Source organism: Actinomadura sp. KC345, assembly GCF_004348515.1.
GTDB lineage: Bacteria > Actinomycetota > Actinomycetes > Streptosporangiales > Streptosporangiaceae > Spirillospora.
This window is the reverse complement of record NZ_SMKH01000121.1, coordinates 1-21,396: the sequence shown is the minus strand read 5'-3', so window position 1 is coordinate 21,396 and position 21,396 is coordinate 1. Positions and strand designations below refer to the sequence as shown.

23 protein-coding genes and 1 pseudogene are annotated in these 21,396 nt (G+C 71.0%); 14 read left to right on the top strand and 10 right to left on the bottom strand.

What is annotated here, in order from left to right; translation table 11 throughout:
- Positions 1-3 precede the first annotated feature (3 nt).
- The 3 genes from E1281_RS20760 to E1281_RS20750 all read right to left on the bottom strand — a co-directional run bounded on the left by E1281_RS20760 (position 4) and on the right by E1281_RS20750 (position 1,920).
- A complete protein-coding gene (locus tag E1281_RS20760) occupies positions 4-192 on the bottom strand; it encodes a DUF5999 family protein (protein ID WP_131880673.1) in 189 nt (62 codons plus the stop codon).
- A gap of 158 nt (positions 193-350) precedes the next feature.
- Complete coding sequence (locus E1281_RS20755; RefSeq protein WP_243717174.1) at positions 351-845, bottom strand: hypothetical protein; 495 nt, start codon at positions 843-845, stop codon at positions 351-353.
- 259 nt (positions 846-1,104) lie between these two features.
- A complete protein-coding gene (locus tag E1281_RS20750) occupies positions 1,105-1,920 on the bottom strand; it encodes an SAM-dependent methyltransferase (RefSeq protein WP_131880668.1) in 816 nt (271 codons plus the stop codon).
- A gap of 210 nt (positions 1,921-2,130) precedes the next feature.
- Here E1281_RS20750 and E1281_RS20745 point away from each other — a divergent pair, with 210 nt between their 5' ends.
- The 6 genes from E1281_RS20745 (at position 2,131) to E1281_RS20720 (ending at position 7,374) form a co-directional block, all read left to right on the top strand.
- On the top strand, positions 2,131-2,844 hold the full coding sequence (locus E1281_RS20745; protein ID WP_131880666.1) for a DedA family protein: 714 nt from the start codon (positions 2,131-2,133) through the stop codon (positions 2,842-2,844).
- On the top strand, positions 2,828-4,000 hold the full coding sequence (locus E1281_RS20740; protein WP_131880664.1) for a histidine kinase: 1,173 nt from the start codon (positions 2,828-2,830) through the stop codon (positions 3,998-4,000). The genes E1281_RS20745 and E1281_RS20740 overlap by 17 nt, the downstream gene beginning before the upstream one ends.
- Entirely contained in the window at positions 3,991-4,638 is a 648-nt protein-coding gene (locus tag E1281_RS20735; protein WP_131880662.1) for a response regulator transcription factor, read from the top strand. The genes E1281_RS20740 and E1281_RS20735 overlap by 10 nt, the downstream gene beginning before the upstream one ends.
- A 186-nt stretch (positions 4,639-4,824) precedes the next feature.
- Positions 4,825-6,039 carry a formaldehyde dehydrogenase, glutathione-independent gene (gene fdhA / locus E1281_RS20730; protein WP_243717173.1) on the top strand — a complete coding sequence of 405 codons (1,215 nt, stop codon included), beginning with the start codon at positions 4,825-4,827 and terminating at the stop codon, positions 6,037-6,039.
- 232 nt (positions 6,040-6,271) lie between these two features.
- A complete protein-coding gene (locus tag E1281_RS20725; protein ID WP_131880658.1) occupies positions 6,272-6,790 on the top strand; it encodes a YbaK/EbsC family protein in 519 nt (172 codons plus the stop codon).
- A gap of 8 nt (positions 6,791-6,798) precedes the next feature.
- Positions 6,799-7,374: an HD domain-containing protein gene (locus E1281_RS20720; protein WP_131880656.1), complete on the top strand. Its 576-nt coding sequence runs from the start codon at positions 6,799-6,801 to the stop codon at positions 7,372-7,374.
- Here E1281_RS20720 and E1281_RS20715 read toward each other — a convergent pair.
- Positions 7,359-8,474: an FAD-binding protein gene (locus E1281_RS20715; protein ID WP_131880654.1), complete on the bottom strand. Its 1,116-nt coding sequence runs from the start codon at positions 8,472-8,474 to the stop codon at positions 7,359-7,361. The two genes, E1281_RS20720 and E1281_RS20715, sit on opposite strands and share 16 nt — an antisense overlap.
- A 27-nt stretch (positions 8,475-8,501) precedes the next feature.
- A complete protein-coding gene (locus tag E1281_RS20710) occupies positions 8,502-8,963 on the bottom strand; it encodes a MarR family transcriptional regulator (RefSeq protein ID WP_131880652.1) in 462 nt (153 codons plus the stop codon).
- Between the two features lie 275 nt (positions 8,964-9,238).
- Here E1281_RS20710 and E1281_RS20705 point away from each other — a divergent pair, with 275 nt between their 5' ends.
- Entirely contained in the window at positions 9,239-10,672 is a 1,434-nt protein-coding gene (locus E1281_RS20705; RefSeq protein ID WP_131880650.1) for a trehalose-6-phosphate synthase, read from the top strand.
- Here the strand turns inward: E1281_RS20705 and E1281_RS20700 are convergent.
- Entirely contained in the window at positions 10,605-11,282 is a 678-nt protein-coding gene (locus E1281_RS20700; protein ID WP_131880648.1) for an ATP-binding protein, read from the bottom strand. The two genes, E1281_RS20705 and E1281_RS20700, sit on opposite strands and share 68 nt — an antisense overlap.
- A gap of 193 nt (positions 11,283-11,475) precedes the next feature.
- Between E1281_RS20700 and E1281_RS20695 the strand changes: the two genes are divergently transcribed.
- Positions 11,476-11,706, top strand: a complete 231-nt coding sequence (locus E1281_RS20695; RefSeq protein WP_131880646.1) for a DUF397 domain-containing protein — start codon at positions 11,476-11,478, stop codon at positions 11,704-11,706.
- 87 nt (positions 11,707-11,793) lie between these two features.
- The gene (locus E1281_RS20690; protein ID WP_131880644.1) at positions 11,794-13,326 is read left to right on the top strand and encodes an AMP-binding protein; all 1,533 of its coding nucleotides are present in this window, start codon (positions 11,794-11,796) and stop codon (positions 13,324-13,326) included.
- 76 nt (positions 13,327-13,402) lie between these two features.
- Here E1281_RS20690 and E1281_RS20685 read toward each other — a convergent pair whose 3' ends face one another.
- Together E1281_RS20685 and E1281_RS20680 are read right to left on the bottom strand one after the other, a co-directional pair.
- Positions 13,403-14,917 (bottom strand): DHA2 family efflux MFS transporter permease subunit, encoded by a 1,515-nt coding sequence (locus E1281_RS20685; protein ID WP_207943392.1) that lies wholly within the window; start codon positions 14,915-14,917, stop codon positions 13,403-13,405.
- Positions 14,918-15,334: 417 nt separating this feature from the next.
- Positions 15,335-15,973, bottom strand: coding sequence for a hypothetical protein (locus E1281_RS20680; protein WP_243717172.1), 639 nt, complete (start codon positions 15,971-15,973; stop codon positions 15,335-15,337).
- A gap of 150 nt (positions 15,974-16,123) precedes the next feature.
- On the opposite strand from E1281_RS20680, the gene E1281_RS20675 reads away from it, so the two are divergent.
- Positions 16,124-17,116, top strand: a complete 993-nt coding sequence (locus E1281_RS20675) for a DUF5753 domain-containing protein (protein ID WP_347813296.1) — start codon at positions 16,124-16,126, stop codon at positions 17,114-17,116.
- 64 nt (positions 17,117-17,180) lie between these two features.
- On the opposite strand, the gene E1281_RS20665 is transcribed toward E1281_RS20675, so the two are convergent.
- Both E1281_RS20665 and E1281_RS20660 read right to left on the bottom strand, forming a co-directional pair.
- Complete coding sequence (locus E1281_RS20665) at positions 17,181-17,387, bottom strand: DUF397 domain-containing protein (RefSeq protein WP_131880634.1); 207 nt, start codon at positions 17,385-17,387, stop codon at positions 17,181-17,183.
- A 542-nt stretch (positions 17,388-17,929) separates the two neighbouring features.
- On the bottom strand, positions 17,930-18,367 hold the full coding sequence (locus tag E1281_RS20660) for a pyridoxamine 5'-phosphate oxidase family protein (RefSeq protein WP_243717167.1): 438 nt from the start codon (positions 18,365-18,367) through the stop codon (positions 17,930-17,932).
- Positions 18,368-18,750: 383 nt separating this feature from the next.
- On the opposite strand from E1281_RS20660, the gene E1281_RS20655 reads away from it, so the two are divergent.
- The 4 genes and pseudogenes from E1281_RS20655 to E1281_RS20640 form a co-directional block, all read left to right on the top strand.
- A complete protein-coding gene (locus E1281_RS20655; protein WP_131880632.1) occupies positions 18,751-19,230 on the top strand; it encodes a MarR family transcriptional regulator in 480 nt (159 codons plus the stop codon).
- Positions 19,231-19,777: 547 nt separating this feature from the next.
- A complete protein-coding gene (locus E1281_RS42635; RefSeq protein ID WP_347813295.1) occupies positions 19,778-20,410 on the top strand; it encodes an FAD-dependent oxidoreductase in 633 nt (210 codons plus the stop codon).
- A 20-nt stretch (positions 20,411-20,430) separates the two neighbouring features.
- Positions 20,431-21,138 carry an LLM class flavin-dependent oxidoreductase gene (locus E1281_RS20645; RefSeq protein ID WP_131880630.1) on the top strand — a complete coding sequence of 236 codons (708 nt, stop codon included), beginning with the start codon at positions 20,431-20,433 and terminating at the stop codon, positions 21,136-21,138.
- 49 nt (positions 21,139-21,187) lie between these two features.
- Positions 21,188-21,396: pseudogene (locus E1281_RS20640) on the top strand (SAM-dependent methyltransferase); the annotation flags it as partial.

The window sequence follows — 21,396 nt, the reverse complement described above, 5'->3', positions numbered from 1 at the left end:
GAGCTAGACGGCCGTGGCGGGGCGGTGGGGGGCGATCACGCGGCCGTCGGGCAGCAGTTCGCCGGTGTCCTCGAAGACGACGATGCCGTTGCAGAGGAGGCTCCACCCCTGCTCAGGGTGGCTGGCGACGGTGCGCGCGGCCTCGCGGTCCCGCGCGTCCGTCGTCGGGCAGGCCGGCTCGTGCGTGCAGATCGAGTCATGTTGAGCGGTCACGGGTTCCTCCACGGTGTCCCTGTGATTAAGGACATGGATTCAGCCTGCCGCCGCACGCCCGAAATATGCAAGTCACTGGGAAATTCTTTACTGTTCAGTATGTGTGAAGGCGGACTAGACCGGGCAAGTCGCCACATTTAGTGCAGGCTGCCGTCCGGCTCGTCGCCGTGGTCCACGTCCAGGCCGACCACGGAGGTGCAGCCCGTGCAGACCCACTCCCCGATGACCGCCTCGGAGTTGGTGGCGTGGGTGCGGTACGGGCGGTCGACCCTCCTGCGCCGCATCCCGTGCCCGCAGGACGAGTGCAGGAGACGGCCGCATGTGGGGCACGGCCAGACGTCCTCCCGGCGCAGGTTGCAGTGGGGGCACAGCGGCGACGGGTAGGGGCCGTCCGGATCGGCGGGCTCCGGGTCCCCGATCCACTCGTACTCCAGGTCGAGGTACTCGTCGCCCGGCCAGTGGTGGTCGGCCAGCCAGGCGAGGTACTCCTCGTCCCCGGGGCCCAGGACGGCCGTCAGGGACTCGGGGTGCTCCTCCTGCGGGAGGGGTCGGCGCCTGCCGTGCCGCGCGGCGGCCAGGAGCGTCAGCAGGCCGAGGAGCGCGACCGCGGCCAGGCCTGTCGCCATGGGCATCGCGGCGTCCTTACATGATCTTGTGGCGGGAAGTCCGATCATGAATTCACTTCACAAAACGCTGCGAACGCTACAAGAAAGGCTGTTAACGGAAAAGTCGATCAAAAAGATCCTTTGCACGGACCGGGCCGGCTCGGGTGTCCGAAACCGGGGCGCACCCCGTCCGGAACCCGTCCCCGCCTGCGGGAACCGAGAGTCCGAGCGTCCCGGACGGCGCGGGCCCACCGGTGCGGGTTTCACTCTCCGCTGAATCGCCCGATCAGTCCTTGCGGCCCAGCACAGCCACCATCTGGGTGTGCAGCGGGTGCTCCAGCGGGCCGGCCGGTCCGTCCGGGCGCCAGGCGGTCACGTGCGCCACGCCGGGTTCGAGGATGGTCAGCCCGTCCATGAACCGCTCGATCTGCGAGGAGTGGCGGAAGTAGGATCCGCCGAGCCCCGACTGCAGGATGCGCTTGGCCTCCTCGACCCGCGGGTCGTCCCCGGAGTCGTGCAGGTGCGTGAGCATGACGTGGCTGCCGGACGGCAGGAACGGGTGGAGCGCCCGGACGGCGTGGGCGGGGTCCCGGTCGTCCGGTACGTGGTGGACGATCGCGGCCAGCACCACCCCCACCGGGCGCGACAGGTCGAGAATCCCGGTCAGCGCCGGGTGGGTGAAGATCTTCTCCGGCTCGTACAGGTCGCCCTGGATGAACTCCGCGACGCCCGTCTCGGTGAGCAGGGCCCGCCCGTGCGCCAGGACGATCGGGTCGTTGTCGACGTAGACGACCCGCGCGGCGGGGTTCGCCGTCCGCGCGAACTGGTGCACGTTGGACGAGGTGGGCAGCCCCGAGCCGATGTCGACGAACTGGTCGATGCCGAGCTCGGCGGCCATGTACGTCACCGCCCGCTCGATCGCGACGCGGTTGCCCCGCGCCACCACGGGGGCCTCCGGCACGAGCCGCATCACCATGTCGGCCACCTCGCGGTCGGCGGCGAAGTTGTCCTTGCCGCCGAGGAAGTAGTCGTAGACGCGCGCGAAGGTCGGCGTGGAGGTGTCGATGCCGGGAGGCGCGCTCTCTGGGAGGTCGTCGGCCACGCGGCGGCTCCTTCGGGGTCGGGCCCGCGGCGATGCGCATGGGAAGAGCGGGGGCGCCCGATATTACGCTGGTCCATCGTGACGGGAAGTACTTTCGCGTCATCCCGTCCCGGGGTGTGGTTTTCCGCAGGGGACGGAGTGTGGTGTTCGACCCCCGGTATGCGCTGTTCTTCGTAGTGACGAGGTCAAACGATCCCTAATATCTCAGGCATGATCGAAACTGTGTACGCGGCGGCGTCCGAAGGCGGGCCCACCGACGGCATCGCCGGCTGGGCGACCGACCTGATGGAGAAACTCGGCGCACCGGGCGCCGGGCTGGCGATCGCGCTGGAGAACCTCTTCCCGCCGCTGCCGAGCGAGGTGATCCTGCCGCTGGCGGGGTTCACGGCCGCACAGGGGAAGATGAGCCTGGTGGGCGCGCTCGTGTGGACGACGATCGGGAGCGTCGTCGGGGCGCTGGCCCTCTACGGCATCGGAGCGCTGATCGGACGGGACCGGATCCGCGCGCTCGTGAAGCGGCTGCCGCTGGTCAAGATCGAGGACCTGGACCGGACGGAGGCGTGGTTCGCCCGGCACGGCTCCAAGGCGGTGTTCTTCGGCCGGATGATCCCGATCTTCCGCAGCCTGATCTCCATCCCCGCCGGGGTGGAACGCATGCCGATGATGACGTTCCTGCTGTACACGACGCTCGGGAGCGCGCTGTGGAACACGATCTTCATCCTCGCCGGGTACCAGCTCGGTGACAACTGGCACAAGGTCGAGGAGTACGTGGGCACCTACTCCAAGGGAGTGCTCGTCCTGGCCGCGCTGGCCGTCGTGGCGTTCATCGTCGTCCGTGTCGTCAAGGCACGGCGCGGTGGTGGCAGGCCGCCGGGAAAACACCACGCGGGACCTAGAGAATACGAGCGTGACGGCACCGCCTGACGCTCGTGGCCCGGCTGCCGTCGCGCGGGCCGCGGCAGGACTGGTCCTGGGTGCCCTCACCGCGGCCGTGGAACTGGTCCTGCTCGCGGTGGCGGCGCTCCTGACGGCCTGCTCACTCCCCTTCCCCCGCGGCCGGCGGACGGTCCCGCCCATGGTCGCCGGTGCGGCGCAGGCCGTGACCGGGATGGAACGGCGGAGGCTCAGGAGATTCCTGGGCGAGGACGGGGACGTCGAACACGACCCGCGGAAGGCGCTGGCCTACCTCGTCGTGCGGGCGCCGGTCGGGCTGCTCGGCGGTGTGATCCTCCTGCTGATCGCCTATGGCTCGGCCCAGGGGATCGCGCTGGGCGTGGGCTGGTGGCTCACGGGCGACCACCTGGACGGCATACCGCCGACCTGGTGGATCGTCCTCTACACCGCCGCCGTGGGCCTGGTGCTGCTCTTCCTGGCCGTCCAGGGGCTGGTCGGCGTCGTGGCGCTGGAGCGGAACGTGGCGAGGCGGTGCCTCGGGCCCAGCCCGCGGGAGGAGTACGAGCGCCGCATCGCGCATCTGTCGGTGTCCCGGGCCCAGGTGGTGGAGGCGGTGGACGAGGAGCGCCGCCGCATCGAGCGGGACCTGCACGACGGCGTCCAGCAGCGTCTCGTGGCGCTCGGCATGCTGATCGGCCGCACCCGCCGCGCCGGCGGCGGGGACCGGGCGGCCGAACTGCTGGAGCAGGCGCACGCGGAGTCCCAGCGGGCCCTCGACGACCTGCGGGAGGTCACCTGGCGCGTCTATCCGGCGGCGCTGGACGGCGAGGGCCTGCGGGCGGCGTTGGAGACGGTGGCCGAGCGGTCCGCGGTGCCGGTGACGATCGACTGCGACGTGCCCGGACGCCCGCCGCACGCGGTGGAGACCGCCGCGTACTTCGTCGTGTGCGAGGCCGTCACCAACGCGGCCAAGCACGCCGGCGCCGGGCGCGTGCTCGTGGACGTCGCCGCGTCCGGGACGGCGCTCAGCGTGCGCATCGAGGACGACGGGGCCGGGGGCGCCGATCCGGGCGGCGGCGGCCTCGCCGGGCTGGCCCGCCGGGTCGCCGCGCTGGACGGGGCGTTCGGCGTGCACAGCCCGGCCGGCGGCCCGACCGTGATCACCGCGGAGCTGCCGTGCGTGTGATGCTGGCCGAGGACTCCACGCTCCTGCGGGAGGGGCTGGTGCGGCTGCTGGCCGAGGAGGGCCACGAGGTGGCCGCGGCGGTCGCGGACGGTGACGCGCTGCTCGCGGCGGTGGCCGCCGGGCCCCCGGACGTCGTGGTCGTGGACGTCCGCATGCCGCCCACCCACACCGACGAGGGGCTGCGGGCCGCGCTGGAGATCCGGGCGCGCTGGCCGGACGTCGGCGTCCTCGTCCTGTCCCAGTACGTGGAGCGGCGCTACGCCACCGAACTGATCACCACGGCCGCGACCGGGGTCGGCTACCTGCTGAAGGACAGGGTGGCGCAGGTGGACGAGTTCCTCGACGCCCTCGACCGGGTCGGCGCGGGCGGCGCCGCGTTCGACCCGGAGGTGGTGCGCCGCCTGCTCGCCGCGCACGGCGACCGCACCGACCCGCTCGCCCGGCTCACTCCGCGGGAGCGGGATGTCCTGGACAATATGGCCCAAGGGCATACCAACGCCTCAATCGGCGCAAACCTGCACATCTCGCAGAGCGCGGTGGAGAAGCACGTCAACGCGATCTTCGACAAGCTCGACCTGTCGCACACGACGGGATACAGCCGCCGCATCCTCGCCGTCCTGCGGTACCTGGGCTCCTGAGCGGCCCTTCCGGAGTCCGCCGCGTCCACCTGCGAACGAGCGACGTGAAATCGGACTAACGGGCATGGACGGGGTATGGCTCCGGACGTACCATCGCGCGGACCCGGCCGCCCGGCGGCGGGGCGACGAGCAACGGCCCACGCCCGGGGCGCCGGCGAGCCGACTCTCAACGTGGAGGGAGAGGTCGTGGCGGACACAAACCGAGGCGTCGTGTACCAGGGACCGGGCAAGGTGACGGTCGAGGACCTGGACTTCCCCCGGCTTGTGCTGGCCGAGCAGGGCGGGCGCAAGCTGGAGCACGGCGTCATACTGAAGGTACTGGCCACCAACATCTGCGGGTCCGACCAGCACATGGTGCGCGGCCGGACGACCGCGCCCGCCGGGCTCACGCTCGGCCACGAGATCACCGGCGAGGTGATCGAACTCGGCAGGGACGTCGAGTTCGTCGAACAGGGCGATCTGGTCAGCGTTCCGTTCAACATCGCCTGCGGCCGCTGCCGCAACTGCAAGGAGCGCCACACGGGCGTCTGCGAGAACGTCAACCGCGAACGACCCGGCGCGGCGTACGGATACGTCGACATGGGCGGCTGGCACGGCGGCCAGGCGCGGTACGCGGTCGTCCCGTACGCCGACTTCAACCTGCTGAAGTTCCCCGCCGACCGCGACACCGTGATGGCGAAGCTGCCCGACCTGGCGATGCTGTCCGACATCCTCCCGACCGGCTACCACGGCGCCTACACCGCGGGCGTCACCACCGGCTCGACCGTGTACGTGGCGGGCGCGGGCCCGGTCGGGCTCGCCTGCGCGACCGCCTGCCTGCTGCTCGGCGCCGCCGTCGTGATCGTCGGCGACATGAACCCGCGGCGGCTGGAGCAGGCCCGCCGCTTCGGCTGCGAGACGATCGACCTGTCCCGGCACGACAACGTGCCCGAGCAGATCGAGCAGATCCTCGGCGTCCCCGAGGTGGACGCGGCCGTCGACTGCGTCGGGTTCGAGGCGCGCGGCCACGGCCCCGAAGGATCCGCGGGCGAGCAGCCCGCGACCGTCCTCAACACGCTGATGGACATCACCCGCGCCGCCGGCGGGCTCGGCATCCCCGGCCTGTACGTCACCGACGACCCGGGCGCGCCGGAGGAGAAGGCCAAGGCGGGGCAGCTCGGGCTGCGGCTCGGCCTCGGGTGGGCCAAGTCGCACTACCTCGTCACGGGCCAGTGCCCGGTGATGAAGTACAACCGGCAGTTGATGATGGCGATCCTGTACGACCGGGTGAACATCGCGCGCAACGTCAACGCCTCGGCCATCCCGCTGGAGCAGGCGCCCGAGGGCTACGCCGAGTTCGACCGCGGCGCGGCGCAGAAGTACATCCTCGACCCGCACGGCGTGGTGGGAGCCGGGGCCTGACCCCCGGCGCGGCGGGCTCGCGGGCGGGACGTACCCCGCGAGCCCGCCGCCCTCCCGGCTCCGCCCGATCCGCTCGGTGACGCACAGCGCCACCGCCGCGCGGGCGGACGATCGCGTGCTCCGGCGACGTCCGGATAGCCTCGGAGGACTCCGGCGGCCCGGTGGCTTGATCCTGGGCACCGCGCACCCATGGCGGGCCGGGGACCCGGGGCTGACGAGAGGGGACGCGCACATGGTCGGCACGCTGGACTGGAGACCGGCGAACGAGCACCCGGAACTGCTGGCGGACCCGGTCGCCGCGGCGATCGGGGGCCTGCCCGAGGCCGAGGTCGCCGAGATCGACCCCGAGGTGGCGGACACGGCGGCGTTCTGCGAGCGCTACGCCGTCCCGCCGGAGGCCAGCGCCAACTGCGTGGTCGTCGCCGCCAAACGCGGCGGCCGGGTCGCCTACGCGGCGTGCATGATCCTCGCCACCGGCCGCGCGGACGTGAACGGCGTCGTCCGCAAGCACCTCGGCGCCCGGAAGGCGTCGTTCGCGCCGATGGCCGAGGCGACCGACCTCACCGGCATGGAGTACGGCGGCATCACCCCGGTCGGCCTCCCCGGCGGCTGGCCCGTCCTGGTGGACGAGTCCGCCGCCGCGGCGCCGCGCGTGGTCATCGGCAGCGGCCTCCGCACGTCCAAGGCGCTCCTGCCCGGCAAGGCCCTCGCCGGTCTGCCCGGCGCCGAGGTCCTCGCGCTCTCGCTGTGATCGCCGGAATGACCGCCCTCCACCGCGCACTGACCGATCCGGGCCTGCGCCCGCTGCCGGAACGGGTCTCCCTCCTGCTGAGGGAACTCGACGCTCCGCCCCGCCTGGCCGCCCACCTGCGCGCCGTCCACGACGTCGCGGCCGGGCTGGTCGACTGGGTCCGTGAACGCCACCCGTCGCTCGGCGTCGACGGGGAGGCCGTCCTGTTCGGCGCGGCCACGCACGATGTCGGCAAGACCGTGCACCCGTCCGAGCTGTCCGGCCCGGGCGGCGAGCATGAGCCGGCGGGGTACGCCCTCCTGCGCGAGCACGGTGTGGAGGACCGGCTCGCCCGGTTCGCGCGCACGCACGCGTCCTGGGGCGACCCGGACATCGGCATCGAGGACCTGCTCGTCAGCCTCGCCGACAACGTCTGGAAGGCCAAGCGCCTCCCCGAACTGGAACAGCACGTCGTGGACATGCTGGCCGCCGCCTCCGGCGAGCCGAAATGGCAGGTCTTCATGGACCTGGACGACGTCTGCGACCGCCTCGCCGCCGGCGCCGACCGGCGTCTGGCCTTCCAGTCCGCCTACCCGGCGGCCTGAAGGCGGTCTCGCCCGGGAACCGAGTCGACGGCGTAGCGGGCGCCGCCCGCCGCGCGGGCGCGGCCGAGGAGGGCGCGGTTGGCGGCGAGCATCTCCGCGACGGAGGCACAGCCCGGCGAGGCGGTCCGCAGGACGCTGAACAGGACGGCGTCGGCGGGGGCGCCCAGCATGGGGACGCCATCGCCCCGCAGGGTCTTGATCAGGACGACGCCGCTGAGCCCGAGGTCGCCGGCGGTCGTCGCGCCGAGGGCCGACTCGATCACGGCGGCGGCCCGGGACGCGGGCAGGAAGACCATTCCCCAGGGATGCGGCCGCGCCCACTCGCCGAGCGCGATCAGTTCCTCGACGTCGGGACGCATGCGGTCGCAGAAGTCGTGGAAGGGGAGCTGCTCGGTCTCCGCCGTGCCGGGCGGCGGTTCGCCGCCGCCGTACAGGACGGCCTTCACCTCGAAGCGCCATCCGTCCTCCGACGGGACGGCCCGGCCCGAGATGTCGTCGGCGCGTACCTCCCGCTGGACGCGCAGCACGTCCTCTGCGTCCCGGCACGGGACGGTGCAGCACAGCACCCGCTCCGGCGCGGGCACGAGCCGCAGCGCCGCCCCCGTGATGACGCCGTGCCGGCCCCGCCCGCCGCGGACGGCGTCGAAGAGGTCGGGCCGGACGGCGGGGGAGCAGGTCACGAGAGCGCCGTCCGCCACGACGTCCAGGGCCGCGACATTGCGGGCCTGCGTCCCGTGGACGTGCGACGTCCCGCCGACGCCGCCCGCGGAGAGCGTCCCGCCGACGGTCAGGTCGAGGTAGTCGGTCAGCACCGGCGGCGCCAGGCCGTGCGGCAGCGTCGCGGCGAGGACCTCGCGCCACGTGGTCCCCGCGGCGGCGACCGCCCGGCCGGCCCCGGCCTCCACGCCGGTCAGGCCGCGCAGATCGAGCGACACGCCCGAGGTCAGCGACTGCCCGTACGTCGAGTGCCCGAGGCCGCGCGGGACCACCTCCAGTCCCTCCGCGGCGGCCTCGCGGACGGCGCCGGCGACCTCGCCCGCCGACGCCGGCCGGACCACGCGGACGGGCGAGCGTTCCACGATCCCGCCGAAGTCGCGCATCTTCCCAGCTTCTCGCACGTCCGGCGGCTAGGGGCCGCGCAGCCGGTCCGCGACGCGGCTGAGCGCGTCACCGAGGAGGTCGATCTCCTCCGGGGTCAGCACCTCGATCAGGGCCTCCCGGACGACGCGCCGGTGCCCCGGCCGGACCCTGGCGAGCGCGGCGGCGCCCTCATCGGTCAGGTGCGCCCATACCGAGCGGCGGTCCGACTCGCAGGCGCTCCGCTCGACGAGCCCGGCCCGTTCGAGCCGGGTGACCTGGTAGGTGAGCCGGCTCTTGGACACCATCACCCGGCGTGCCAGGTCCGACATGCGCAGCCGCCCGCCCTCCGCGCCGTGCAGCTTGACCAGGACCTCGAACTCGGGATGGGAGAGCCCGCCGTCCCGCTTGAGCTGGTGCTCGATCTCGTGGTCCAGCAGGTGTCCGGCGGCCAGGAAGGCCATCCAGGCGCGCAGTTCCCGTGGTTCCAGGGCGTCGCCCGCATCGGTCATGCGGCGATCCTAATCGGCGTGCGGGTCGCGGACGCGGGTGTGATGTGGGTAACACTTCGGGGCCGGGGCGTGCGGTACCTGACCGGCGAGTGAACATCGGTCACCTGCCGGGAAAGGAATATGGCCCGCTCCAATCGCCCCGGCGGGCCGCCCCGGCGCCTGACATCCGCCTTTGCGGATCACCGCGTCTTAGCGTCGAAGTGACAAGATGTTCTCGATGACCGTTTCTGGGCATGAGTGAGCGCTGAGAAGTTCGCTGGGGAGGCGGGTCGCAGGTGTCGCGCGGTAGTGAGTTCGTTGTGGTGGCCAATCGGCTGCCGGTCGACCGGATCGTCGGAACGGACGGGGTTCCGCGCTGGCGGCGCAGCCCCGGCGGCCTGGTCAGCGCCATCGCCCCGGTGATGCGGCGCAGGAGGGGAACCTGGATCGGCTGGACCGGGGCGCCGGACGAGGAGCTGGAGCCGTTCGAGGAGGACGGCATGTCGCTCCACCCCATCACGCAGTCCGCGGAGGAGGTCAAGCTCTACTACGAGGGCTTCTCGAACGCCACGCTCTGGCCGCTCTACCACGACGTCATCGCACCGCCCGTCTACGACCGCGCGATGTGGGACGCCTACGTCCGCGTGAACAAGCGGTTCGCGCGCGCCGCGGCCGAGGTGGCCTCCGAAGGCGCGATCGTCTGGGTGCAGGACTACCAGCTCCAGCTCGTCCCCCGGATGCTGCGCGAGCTGCGGCCCGACCTGCGCATCGGCTTCTTCCTGCACATCCCGTTCCCGCCGCTGGAGCTGTTCTGGCAGCTGCCGTGGCGGCGGCAGATCCTGGAGGGGCTGCTCGGCGCCGACCTCGTCGGCTTCCAGCTCCCCGGCGCCGCGGCCAACTTCGTGCGGCTGTGCCGGCGGCTGCTGGACGCCCGCTACGTCAAGCAGGACGTGTTCTGGGAGGACCGGATCGTCCGGGCGCGCGCCTTCCCGATCTCCGTGGACGTGGGAGAGCTGGACGACCTGGTCGGGCGCCAGGAGGTCCGGGAGCGGGCCCAGGAGATCCGGACCGACCTGGGGGACGCCACCGTCCTGCTGGGTGTGGACCGGCTCGACTACACCAAGGGCATCACGCAGCGGCTCCAGGCGTTCGGAGAGCTGTTCGAGGACGGCCACCTCAAGCCGGGGCAGGCCGTGTTCGTGCAGATCGCCACGCCGAGCCGCGAGCGGGTCGAGCAGTACCAGCTGCTCCGGGAGGACATCGAGCAGCAGGTCGGGCGGATCAACGGCGAGTACGGCGAGATCGGATTTCCGGTCATTCACTATCTGCACAGTTCGTACGACCGTGACGAGTTGACCGCGCTGTACCTGGCGGCGGACGTGATGGTGGTGACCCCGCTGCGCGACGGCATGAACCTGGTCGCCAAGGAGTACGTGGCGTGCCGCAGGGACCTCCGCGGGACGCTGGTGCTCAGCGAGTTCACCGGTGCCGCCGCGGAACTCAAGCGGGGCGCGTTCCAGGTCAACCCCTACGACATCGACGGCCTCAAGGGCACGCTGCTGTCCGCGCTGGCCGCCGAGCCCGTCGACCAGGCGCGGCGGATGCGCTCGATGCGCCGGCGCGTGACCGAGCACGACGTGGACCGCTGGGCCCAGTCGTTCCTCAGCGAGCTGGAGCGTCCGGAGCGTTCCGTCCAGGCTCGCCCGCTTCCCGCGGCGATGGAGGGCTGACCCGCACGTCGAACGCGGCCCAGACGGCCTTGCCGCCGGTGGCGAGCGGCGCCCAGCCCCAGGCGTCGCTGACCGCGCCGACGACCAGGAGGCCGCGGCCGCCCTCGACGAACCGGTCCGGGTCGCTCGCGACGGGCTCGGGCGCCCGTCCGCCCGGGTCGGTCACCGAGACGACCAGCCGCCGCGGGTGCCCGATCAGGACGAGCTGGATGGGGCACAGCGGAAGCGGCTGGGGGAGACCCTCCATGCCGTGCCGGAGCGCGTTGGTCGCCAGCTCCGACACCGCGACCACGATGTCCTCGACGCCCTCGGTGAGACCCCAGCCTTGCACCGTGGCCTGGGTGAACTCACGCGCCGTCCGGGGCGTGGTGATCTCCGCGGGGAATACGCGCCGCGCCATGCGCGGGGGGCCGGCGTGCGGCGCGGGCCAGCGCCCGGCCAGGCCCGGCGCCGCGACCGGGACGGCCGCGGGGCCGTTCGCGGTGCTGTTCGGGGCGGAGCGCGCCGCCAGGGGCGCGTCCGGCCAGGGGTGCACGGCTGCGGCGTGCCGCGGCCGGCCGCCTCCCATGGCGGCGGGAGCTGCGACGTCGTCTGCCTGATCAACGGTCATGGTCAAACCTCGGGGCGTGCGGGGTCGGTCACCGGCGAGCGTTCGCTATCTTGCTCCCCAAGCCGTGCAGATGCAAGACCGTCTGCATGAACGAATGCAAGAACGAATGCACGTGCATCTCGTACCATTGTGTGGGGTGGGGCGAGATCGCGGCCTTCCTGCGGGAAGGCTGAGACGCCTAGAGGGGGCAACGATGGACGGCCAACCGATGTCGGACGTCTGGCGCAACAGGCTCGTCTGGCAGAAGAGCCGGCGTAGCAACCCGTCCGGGAACTGCGTCGAGATGGCGGAGCTCCCCAGCGGGGACATCGCCGTGCGCAACTCCCGGGACCCCGAGGGAGCGGTGCTCGTCTACACGCGCGAGGAGGTGGAGGCCTTCGTGGGAGGAGCCAAGGACGGTGACTTCGACCACATGCTCGTCTGACCCGGGCGGTCGACCGGACGCGGAGTGGCCCGGCACCTGAAACCGAACGGGATTCCATTCCGCCTCCCGGCCCGGTAACGTGCGGCCATGCACCTGGGGCAGATCGCCGCACAGACGCCCGACAAGCCCGCCGTCGTCATGGCGGGCTCCGGGCGGGTCGTCACCTTCCGGGAACTGAACGAGGAGTCCAACCGGCTCGCGCAGCTGCTCCACGCGGAGGGGCTGCGCCCGGGGGACCACATCGCCTTCATGCTGGAGAACCATCCGCTGTACCTGGCCATCGCCTGGGCGGCCCAGCGGTCCGGGCTCTACTACACCGCCATCAGCACGCGCCTCCAGCATGAAGAGCTCGCCTACATCGTGGACAACTGCGAGGCCAAGGCCTTCATCACCAGCGCGTCGATGGAGACCGCGGCGAAGTCTCCGCCGGACGTGCCGCTGCGCCTCATGCTCGGCGGCACCGCGCCCGGCTACGACTCGTACGAGGAGCGCGTCGCGCAGCACCCGTCCGCGCCGATCGAGGACGAGTGCGAGGGCGTGGACATGCTCTACTCGTCCGGAACGACGGGCCGCCCCAAGGGGGTGAAGCCGGCCCTCTCCAAGGCGCCGATGGGCGAGCCCGGACCGCTCTACCAGCTCATCTCACTGCTCTTCCAGCCCGACGCCGACTCGGTCTACCTGTCCCCGGCGCCGCTCTACCACGCCGCGCCACTGCGCTACTGCCTCACCCTCCACCGCTTCGGCGCGACCGTCGTGGTGATGGAGAAGTTCGACCCGGAGCAGGCACTCGCCGCGATCGAGAAGTACGGCGCCACGCACAGCCAGTGGGTGCCGACCATGTTCATCCGGATGCTCAAGCTTCCGGAGGAGACCCGCGCCCGCTTCGACGTGTCGAGCCTGCGCGCCGCCGTGCACGCCGCCGCGCCCTGCCCCGTCCCCGTCAAGGAGCGGATGATCGAGTGGTGGGGCCCGATCCTGCACGAGTACTACGCGGGCACCGAGGGCAACTGCTTCGTCTACACCAACTCCGAGGACTGGCTCACCCACAAGGGCACCGTCGGACGCTGCGTCCTGGGCGAGGTCCACGTCTGCGACGAGGAGGGGAACGAGCTGCCGCCCGGTGAGCCCGGAACCCTCTACTTCGGCAACGGCCCGGAGTTCGAGTACCACGACGACGACGCCAAGACCGCCGCGTCCCGGGACCCGAAGGGCCGCGGCTGGAGCACCCTCGGCGACGTCGGCTACGTGGACGGGGACGGCTTCATCTACCTCACCGACCGCCGCGCCTACATGATCATCAGCGGCGGGGTGAACATCTACCCGCAGGAGGCCGAGAACGTCCTGGCCGTCCATCCCAGGGTCGCCGACGTCGCCGTCTTCGGCGTCCCGGACGCCGAGATGGGCGAGGCGGTGAAGGCCGTCGTCCAGCCCCTGTCCATGGACGACGCCGGGCCGGAGCTGGAGGCCGAGCTGATCGCGTACTGCCGCGAGCACCTCGCCGGCTACAAGTGCCCGCGCTCGGTCGACTTCCGCCCCGAGCTTCCCCGGCATCCCACCGGCAAGCTCTACAAGCGGCTGCTGAAGGACGAGTACTGGGCGGAGCGTCCCACGACGGCCTGAGACGGCTCAGGAAGGCGAAGGCCCCGGCCGGGTCACTCGGGATCCGGCCGGGGCCTGCGACGCGCCTGCGGCCCGCTCAGTGCAGGGGCATCGGCACGTCGGGCGTGGAGGTCTCCGGCTTCCTGCGCGGCAGCAGCAGCGCCGGCAGGAACGCCAGGGCGAGCAGCCCGGCCGCGTACCAGTAGGTGTGCTGGAACGCGTCCCCCATCAGGGGGGCGATCTTCTCCATGATCGCGGGCGGCACCTCCTCGGTGCCGCCGATCTCGCCGCCGGCCCCGCCGCCGAGGTTGGCCGTCAGCTGGCGGGAGAGCAGCACCGTCATCATCGCGGTGCCGATGGACGCCGACACCTGCTGGATGATGTTCAGCATCGTGCTGGCGCGCGGCACCTCGTCGTGCACGAGGGTCTGGATGGCCGCGGCCATGGTCGGCATCATCGTCATGCCCATGCCGAGGCCCATCACGAACAGCACCGCGCCGAGCGACCAGTAGGACGTGTCGGACCCCAGGATGGCCGCGAACGCCGCCATCGACAGCACCACGACGGTCATACCGCCCAGCACGACCCGTCCGGGCCCGATCCGGTCGGTGAGCCTGCCGCCGATCGGCATGGTGATCATCGCGCCGAAGCCCTGCGGGGCCAGCAGCAGTCCCGCGTTCATCGCGCCCTCGCCGCGCACCGTCTGGAAGTACAGCGGCAGCAGGAGCATCGCGCCCATGAACGCGACCATGAACAGCACCATCGTGCCGGACGCCGCCGCCACCGACCGGCGCTTCAGCAGCCGCAGGTCGATCAGCGGGCTCTTGGCGTTCAGCGCCCGGAACACGAACCCGATGACCAGCAGCGCGCCGACGACCGTGAAGACGAGCGGCTCCGTCGCCAGGAAGTCCGTCTTCTCCGAGCCCTTGGCCACGCCGTAGATCAGCGCCGCCAGGCCGGGCGACAGCAGGAGCAGCCCGATGAAGTCGAGCCGCTCGGCGGGCTTCGGCTGGTCCGGCTTGAGGATCCTGGCCGCCAGCACCAGCGCGATGACGCCGATCGGCAGGTTCACGAAGAAGATCCACCGCCATGACACGTCGTCGACGAGCCAGCCGCCGAGGATCGGGCCGGTGATCGGGCCGAGCAGCATCGGGACGCCGATGATGCTCATCACCTGGCCGACCCGCTGCGGCCCCGCCGCCTGCGTCATGATCGTCATGCCCGCGGGCATGATCATTCCGCCGCCCAGGCCCTGCAGGACCCGGAAGACGATCAGCGACTCTGCCGACCACGCGAACCCGGCGAGCGTCGAGCCGAGCACGAACAGCACCAGCGAGATCATGTACAGCCGCTTGGTGCCGAACCTCGCCGACGCCCATCCTGTGATCGGGATCACCGTGGCCAGCGCCAGGGTGTAGCCTGTCGCCACCCACTGGATCGTCGCCAGCGGAGTGTTGAACTCCCTGGCCAGGTCGTTGATGGCGACGTGGACGATCGTCACGTCCAGGATGGACATGATCGCGCCGATGACGACGACGCCGGCCACCGCCAGCACGCCGCGGTCGAGACCTCCGCCCGCGTCAGGTGGTGGCTTCTCCGGGTCGTCCGCCATCTTCGGAGATGCGGGAGCGGTCAAAACACTCATCCAATCGTCAGGGCCCGCATGCGGGCACGCAGGGACCGTGGGCACGGGTTCAGGGGGTACCGCCGCAAAATACTGCAGCGACTGACACTTCCGCGAACGGTTAACTCTCGCGGGCTCCGGGAGTATTCCAGCCGGGTCCGACGAATCCGTACTGCTCCCCGGCCTCCACCCTCGGACCTCGACCGCGATCGAGGTCAACCCGGGTGTGACGCACCCGACATGGGAACCCTCCCTTTCGCCTCCCGCCGAGGCAGACCGTCCGGCCGCCCCGAAGTCATCGCCGCCGGACAAGAGAACTCGGCTCACCGGGCGGTCGGGTCGGGCCCGGCGGCCGCGTCCTCCGGGCGGCAGGACTCCTCCACGAAGGCCCCGACCCGGCCCGGCCTAAGCGACGTGGCCCTCCACCGCCGCCGCGAGCTGCAACACGGACGGCACATGCACGAACCCCTGGCGCCGCCGTCCGCCGACGGAGACCCTGAAGTCGGGCGTGTAGGCGCCGGGGGCGATCCCGTCGTACCCGTGCCGCACGATCCCCCAGTAGATGTCCTCCGACACCACCAGGACGAGTGGAGCCGGGCGCTCTCGCAGGCACTGCTTCAACTTCGGAGCGTCGAGCATCCGGCACGCCAGATCGACCGCCTCCCCGAACGGCCCTTTGCCGTCCCGGTGGACCTCCCCCGCGTGCACGGCGACCCGCACCCGCAGCGCGAGCCGGCGACGGTCGACGCTCGCGAGGCCCGCGTTGTACTCGACGAGCAGGTGCGCCAGCTTCGGCACCAGCCTGGACAGCAGCAGCGTCTTGGGCAGCTCGTCCACCGGATGCACCAGGACGAGCACTCCATCGCCCCGGTCCTCGAACGGGTCGCACCAGCGGCCGTCCACCCCGGTGTGCTCCATCGCCGTGCCGAGCATGCGATAGACCTGCGTTCGCAGCTCCTGCCTGACCGGGTTCGTCCGTACGGCCGCCGTCGACCCCTCGACGTCGATGACAAGGATGCTCCTGTGCACTGGCTGACTGCTCACCGGAGCGACCCCCCAATCTCGCCTTTCCATCGGCACGCCCCGCCGGCGAGGCGGGGCATCGAAGCGCGGCCACGCGGCTTGCCGTGGCCTGGAACGTGACCCGGCGAATCGCCATTGCTCGCGGGCCATGCTGACGTGCGCCCGATTCGGATGCGGGGCCTCCGAACCGTCGACCGTGTACGGCTGATCGACCACTCCCGAGGTGATATGTCCAAGTTTGGAGACGCGGTTTCGGTGGTCCCTGATCTTGGAGGTGTGTCGTGGCGGAATTGCCCACGGTCCGCAGGCTCCGCCTCGGCGCCGAACTGCGGCGGCTCAGGGAAGGGCTCGGGTTCACGGCCGAGGACATCGCCTCGCGCCTTGACTGGTCGCCGTCGAAGATCAGCCGGATCGAAACGGCGAAAATCGGGGTCCGTGTCTCCGACGTGCGCCTGTTGCTGGAGTTGTACCAGGTCGGCGAGGGGCACATGGGAGAAATTCTCGCCCTCGCCCAAGCCGCGACACAACGCGGCTGGTGGGACGGTTACCGGCACACCTTGCCGGAACGGTTCGCCGCCTACGTCGCCCTTGAGGACGAGGCGAGCGCGGCGTTCCTCTACAGCACGTACAGCGTGCCAGCGCTTCTCCAGACCAGCGGAGTACGCGCTCAGCGTCATCGAGACGGGGCGTACGGTCACCCTCAGCACGCCGCGCGAGATGAAGCGCACCCTGGACGTTCGCATGCGTCGCCAAGAACTGCTCAGGCGGCGCGAGCCGCTCGCCTACTCCGCGGTCATCGACGAATCAGTCCTGCTGCGTCTGGTGGGAGGCCCTGGAATAATGCGCCGGCAGTTGGAGTCGCTGGTGGAGATGGCCGAGCTGCCAAATGTCGAACTGTTCGTGCAGCGGCTGAACGTTCATCGTGAACCGCTCATCGGAGAATCGTTCACATTATTGAAATTCGATCCGGCCTATGACATCCAGTTCCCGGATGTGGCCTGTATCGACAGCTTTCTGCTGCAAATCGACGTGCAGGACGACACCATCACGGATAGGTACGGCCGGGCCTGGGAGGCGCTGAGGCAGGCTTCTCTCTCCGGAAGGGAGTCGATGACCTACATATCTCGTATGGCGCATGAGGTGTGGCTTGGCCGGACGAAATGACTTCTTCGCCCCAAGGGGGTGCAGGTCCCTCCCAGGTGTGCTGCGAGGGACCGCCCGGCAGGCGCTAGTGCAGGTCCAGGCCACCTGTCTTGATCCTTGTGAACAAGGTGGCGAACTCGTCCCGGGAGAACCTCAGGACCGGGCCGTCCGGTCCGGTCTTGGTGTCGCGCACGGCTAGCGCGCCCGGTGCGGAGTCGGCGATTTCCACGCAGTTGGCATCGGCCGTGCATCGGCTGCTCTTACGCCAGGACTGCTTCGGTGTTATGGGCACGGCGGGATCTTTCTCGGTAGGCCGTTGAGAACTCGCCGCACCGAGAGTTGCGGAAACCCGGCCACCGCTCCACGAATGGAAGAGGTCATGCTCCTCACGGAGCGGCGAATTGGCAGGGCCATGTGCCCTGCCTCCCCGGACTATAGTGGTGGCGGGGGGACAATGGAATAACCGACGCGTCGATCGCCCGCCACTTCCCGCGCCTCGAAAGGGCGACCGTGTCGGTTCCGGGTCGGCGCGTCTCAAGGGGGCGGACGGTGACGCGGCCGGATGGCCGCGCCCGGCGCGCCGCACTGCAGGGGCTCGGCCGCGATCCGGTCGAACTCCTCGTCCTCAGACGTCGTCGCTGTTCGAGGACGTCTGGGAAGTGAAGCGCAGTGCCCGACGATGCGATTACCGGCGACAACGCACCCGAGATCCCTGCTGCGCCCGCCACGACCGCCTTGTTGAAGGTCACCCGACGTCTACGCGCGTCACACGGCGCTGCGATGCCGTGCGGGATCGCTCATCCGGACGTGCGGAGGTCGATAGCCCTCGCTCGCTCAGCCGTCCTGCTTGGCGTAGTCGCGGGTGAGCCAGCGTTCGGGGCGTATGCGGACGACGTCGATGGTGTCGGCGATGTCCTTGGTCGACTCCAGGTACAGGGCGGCCTGCTCGGGGCTGAGGTAGCGCTCCGCCAGGGTCCTGCGCTGATCCGGGGTGGCCGCCTCGATCGCGGTGACGGGCCCCTCCACGGACGCGTAGCCGTAGGGCGGCGCCTCGTTCTGAACGACCAGGCTGACCCTGCGGGCCTGCCGGATCAGGTCCATCTTGCGGCTGTCCCGGCCCGTGGCGAACAGGATCTCGCCGCCCGGCTCGTACAGGTACCAGACCGGCATCGAAAGCGGCCCCCGGCCGTCGCCGTCCGCGACGCTCAGCACCGCCACGTGCAGCCCCGCCAGGAAGCGCTCCCGCTCGTCGGCGGTCATCGCCATGGTCATGGTGGCTCCTCTCGTCGCGCTCAAGCGTGCCCACGTTCGCGCTCCGATGACCAGAGGCCCCCGTGACCTCCGTGGAATATGCCCTTGACCGGGCGGCGGCAGTTGATGATCTCGGGTTCGTTGTCGCCGGTCATGGCAGGGTGGGGCGCGTTGCACCGGGGCTCGCTGGGTGATGCCCCAGGAGGTGGACAGGAAGGCCAGGATCCGCAGGCCCCGGCCGCAGACATCCGTTCTCGTCCGCGGTATCAGGGACGGCTCGCTCGCCTGACCCGTCGTCGGCCTGGACGTCCAGGTCCGGGGGAGCGGGTCCCGTAGGCCGGTCCGGGGTAGCGGGTAGTTCGCTTTGCGAACTGTCAGGGGTTTTCAGAGGTATCCTCGGGTGCGTGGGTAAGCAGGAGGATGGGCAGATCGGGGTCGTTCCCGCGCTGGTGCGGTCGACCTTCTTGGTGGACGCCGTGTACGCGAAGTCGGCTCGGGAGTACGGCATCACCGCGCAGCAGGGGACGTTGCTCTGCGTTCTGATGTCAGGGCCGCGCGGCATGGGCGAACTGGGCGCGATGCTGGGGCTGGCGAAGTCGAGCCTCACCGGCCTGGTGGACCGCACGGAGCGCAACGGCCTCGTCCAGCGTGAGGCGGACCCGCAGGACACGCGTGCGGTGCGTGTCGCGCTGACCGCGCGAGGCGGCGGTCTTGTGGACGAGTTCTATGCCGAGACGTGCAGGCGGGTCGAAAAGCTGTCGGAGGGACTGAGCGCCGCCGAGCGCGAAACGCTCGCCGGGTTGCTCGGCAGGATCGTGCGGGACAACGAGGTTCCGGTGGTCTTCATGGACCCGTACGAGGAGACGGCCATCACGCGGCACTGAGGTCGCCGCCCGGAGACGAGGGTTGCGGTTCGTAGTACGAACTAATATAGTTCGTGACACGAACTCAATCCTTTTCTGCGGAGGCGTGCAATCATGAGCCGAACAGTGGTGTCATCGGCGGGGGCTATGGGGGCTCCGCGGTCGCCAAAGCGCTGGACTCCGAGGCCGACGTCGTTCTGATCGATCCCCGGGACGCGTTCGTCAACGCGTCCGGGGCGCTGCGGGCGCTGACGCGGCCCGACTGGGCGGGCAACATGTTCTTCCCCTTCGACACCTTGCTCACCCGGGGGACCGTGATGCGCGACAGCGCGGTCTCGGTCGACCCCGGCGGCGTCACCCTCGCGTCGGGACGGCGCGTCGAGGCGGACTACCTGGTGCTGGCCACCGGCTCCAGCCACACCTATCCGGCCGAGCCCGGCGCCGACTCCACCGGTGAGGCGCTGGACGACCTCCGCCGAACCCACAAGGAACTGGCCGACGCGCCACGGGTGCTGATCCTCGGCGCCGGACCCGTCGGCCTGGAGTTGGCGGGGGAGATCAAGGAGGTCTGGCCAGACAAGCAGGTGACGATCGTCGATCCGGTCGGGGAACTGCTGGCCGGCTTCCACGCGGAGTTGCGGGAGGACCTGCACCGCCAGCTCGACGACCTGGGCGGCTACGGCTGGGTACCGGTCTGGCGGCGCCGCCGGCGACCGAGCCGGGCCGGGGCGGGACCGTCACCGTCACCACCGACGATGGTGAAGAGATCACCGCCGACATCTGGTTCCGCGCCTACGGAGTGCGGATCAACAGCGGGTACCTCGCCGACGGCAGGCTCACGCCCCGCACCCCGCAGGGGCAGGTCCCCGTCACCGAGACCCTCAACGTCCGCGGGCACGGCCATGTCTACGCCGTCGGCGACATCACCGATGTCCCGGAGACCAAACGGGCCGGGTACGCGATGCAGCACGCCGAGGTCGTCGCGGGGAACATCGCCGCCCAACTGCGCGGCGAGAAGGCCACGGCCGAGTACCGGGCCGCGTCCGACCCCATGATCCTGCTGCCGCTCGGGCCGCGCGGCGGCGTCGGGCAGCTACCCGGGCCCGGCGGCCCGGACGTCCTCCCGGCCGAGACGGTCGCCGAGTACAAGGGCGCCGACCTGTTCACCGGCCGCTTCGCCGAACTGTTCGGCACGGCCTGACCCCCGATGAAAGGTGAACAATGCCGGTTCAGGAAACCGACTTCGGCTTCGGTGCGCACACTGGCTTCGACGATCTCCCCGTGCTGCTGCGCATGGTTCGACGAGCCGACGAGGACGGCCTTGACGTCTTCTCGTTGTCGGACCATCCGTACATCGGCGAACGTTTGGACGCCTACGCCGCCATCGGATTCGTCCTCGGGAGTACGCGGCGCATCTCGGGCCTGGCCAACGTCACCAACCTGCCGGCCCGTCCCGCCCCCATGCTGGCGCGGACGGTGACGTCCCTGTCGGCGCTGTCGGAAGGCCGCGTCGTGCTCGGCATGGGCGCCGGCGGGCTCTGGGACCGGATCGCCGACATGGGCGTCCGGCGTCTTTCGCCGGGTCAGGCCGTGGAAGCCTTCGAGGAGGCGATCGTCCTGGTCAAGGCGCTGTCGGGTGGCGGCCCGCCGGTCACGTTCCAGGGCCGCCACTACCAGGTGGAGGAGATCGAACCCGCACCGGTGCCCGCGCCGCCCGTGTGGACCGGATCCGAAGGCCGCTGGATCGGCGGCTCCGCCGGGCAGTGGGCCGAAGAACTCGCCGGGGCGGTGCTGGAGCACGGCGCGGGCGGGTTCACGCTCTTCCCGGCCGGAGACGGCGCGCACAGTGACGTCTCCCTCGGACGCTGGGCCAGGGAGATCGTCCCCGCCGTGCGCGAGGCGGTCGGCAAGGAGAAGGCCGCGCGCTGACGGCCGGGCGCGGGGATTCCGGTCGTGACCTCGGGGAACGTCTTTCCAGGTGGAGACGAGGCCGTGGACGTCGGGGCGGGGGACGAGCTCTCCGTTCGTGCTGCCGAGCGGGGTGCGGGGACGGCTCGCCGGGCGGCTGATGCTGTGGATGAACAGGCAGCACGAGGTGGTCGAGCTTCTCGGCGTCCAGCCGGGGGAGCGCGTCCTGGAAGTCGGGTACGGGCCGGGCGGGCTGATCCGCTGCCTCGCCCGCACCGC